The following is a 1924-nucleotide window of genomic DNA, read 5'->3' on the forward strand; positions in this document are numbered from 1 at the left end:
CTACGCCGTTCGCGGCGCGCGCCTTTTGGATCGCGCCTCGGTTGGCGCAAGCACGAAGGCGAGACTTACCAATTGCGCCCGCCCATCAGCCTTTGGTTGGCTGGTCAGTTCACCAAGGCGGGCGAGAAGGGCGTTGACCTCCTCAACATCTGCGGCTGCGAGCCATCCCTTGTTGCGAGAAGCCCAAAGCGTTCGTGCCGGACCGGCAACCACAGTATCACTCTGCTCAAGAGCAGCCTGAAAGTCCCGATTGGCAATCTGCAATAATCCATGGGCGAAAGCGCGCAGCTCCACACCGTTTCCGTTCGGACCAAGGTCATAGGAAAGTCGCAGCGGGCCGTGACCACCGCCCGCCAGCCGAAATCGACGCTCCATACCGTCGCTCGGCAGCTCCTCGACCAGTCCGCCCGCCACGAGCGCCCGCAGATGATAATAGAGACCATCGGCTGGTCGCCCGAGCTGATCCGCCAAGCTCGCGACACCGGCCTCGCCACCGAGCGCGGCAAGCGTATCAACAATCTCCTGTCGCACACTGGAGCTGAGGAGCCGCACCTGCGCCGGATCGCGGATTACCCGCGGGTCATCGCCTTCATACATTGGCCTAGACTCCTGTTGAAATATGCCACATATATTTCAACACAACGATCCAGGGAAGAGGCTCTGGCGGCGGTTTTTGAATTGGAACGATGGTGGCATCGCATATGGAAACGCTCCTCTCGGCCGCCTTGATGACTCTTGCCTCGTCCGGCACAGCCCCGGCGCAGACGATCGCTCCGGGGGCATTACAAGCCGACCTCCGCTTTGCGCTCGATACGATCGAACATCAGCACCCCGACCTTGCCCATTCGGTCACGAAGGCGGCGCTTGAGCGCGAGGCCGACAGGGTACGAGCGCAGCTGGATCATCCGATGGATCAGGCGGAAGCCTGGACGAAACTGGCTCAGCTCAATCCTGTCCTCGCTGACGGTCATCTGTTCATCGGCCTCCCCGACTGGCGGGGCAAGGGCGCGGAAGCGGTTCGGCAAGGTACGGGCTTTTTCCCATTTGAGGTGGCGATTGATGCCAAGGATCATCCGGTCATCGTCTCGATGCTCGGGGGAAGATCGACGCCGCTCGCGGGTCGCCGCATCCTGCGGATCGACGGGCATGATGCGCTCTACGTCGCCCGCTCGCTACTCGTACGAACCCATGGCGACACGCCCGCTTTTCGTAGAGCCCTGTTGGCACAACGCTGGTGGCTGTTTCATGGCAAGTTGTATGGAACACCCGCAGACTACGATCTGGTGCTTGGCGGCTCAGGCAAGCGGCTCACGGTCACGGTCAGGGCCGAACACACGCTGCCAGCGATCCTCCAGCGGGATGCCAGCTTCGATCGCCTGTTCGCGTGCCGGATAGATCCGGATAAATCGGCGCGCCTTACGGTCGCATCGTTCGTGTGGGAGGACAAGGCACATTACCTCCAGTTCACCCACGATTGCTTCGCGCGGATCAAGGCCGCCTCGGTTGATCGCCTCGTGATCGACGTCAGCGCCAACGGGGGAGGCAACGACGACATGTGGAAGGACGGCATCCTGCGGTATGTAGCGACGCGGCCGTACAAGCAGGGTTCTACCTATTTGAAGCGTGAAGAGGGCGGGGCGATGATCGCAGGCTCGATCGAAAGCGCAACCCAGCCAGTGGCGGACGAACCGCTTCGCTTCGCGGGGAAGGTGACGGTGGAAATCGGTCCGCTCACCTATTCGTCCGCTGTGCTCTTCGCCAACGTGGTGCGAGATTACCGCTTCGGGGTACTGGCGGGGGTCGGTGGCGCCGCACGCACTCAGCAATCAGGCGGTGTGCGAAGCGTCACGCTTCCGAACACGGGCCTGATCCTTTCCTATCCCCGCTTCGTACTCGATCCTCCCGCTGGCAGCGCCGCTCCGAA

At 62.1% G+C, this 1924-nt stretch carries 3 protein-coding genes; 1 reads left to right on the plus strand and 2 read right to left on the minus strand.

All coding sequences use genetic code 11. From position 1 onward, the window contains the following. Positions 1–597: a winged helix-turn-helix domain-containing protein gene (locus C8J40_RS20085; protein WP_132898543.1), complete on the minus strand. Its 597-nt coding sequence runs from the start codon at positions 595–597 to the stop codon at positions 1–3. Between the two features lie 185 nt (positions 598–782). Beyond that, positions 783–1073, minus strand: a complete 291-nt coding sequence (locus C8J40_RS20540; RefSeq protein ID WP_165911562.1) for a hypothetical protein — start codon at positions 1071–1073, stop codon at positions 783–785. Here C8J40_RS20540 and C8J40_RS20090 point away from each other — a divergent pair. Beyond that, positions 1050–1924: S41 family peptidase (locus C8J40_RS20090; protein ID WP_165911563.1), on the plus strand; the 875-nt coding region annotated here is incomplete at its 3' end. The genes C8J40_RS20540 and C8J40_RS20090 overlap by 24 nt on opposite strands.

It is taken from the genome of Sphingomonas sp. PP-CC-3A-396 (assembly GCF_004343105.1).
Lineage (GTDB): Bacteria > Pseudomonadota > Alphaproteobacteria > Sphingomonadales > Sphingomonadaceae > Sphingomonas.

Bases quoted from the DNA above. Each gene is read 5' to 3' on its own strand.
- C8J40_RS20540 (WP_165911562.1), bottom strand. From the start codon at position 1,073: ATGATCCTTGGCATCAATCGCCACCTCAAATGGGAAAAAGCCCGTACC.
- C8J40_RS20085 (WP_132898543.1), bottom strand. From the start codon at position 597: ATGTATGAAGGCGATGACCCGCGGGTAATCCGCGATCCGGCGCAGGTG.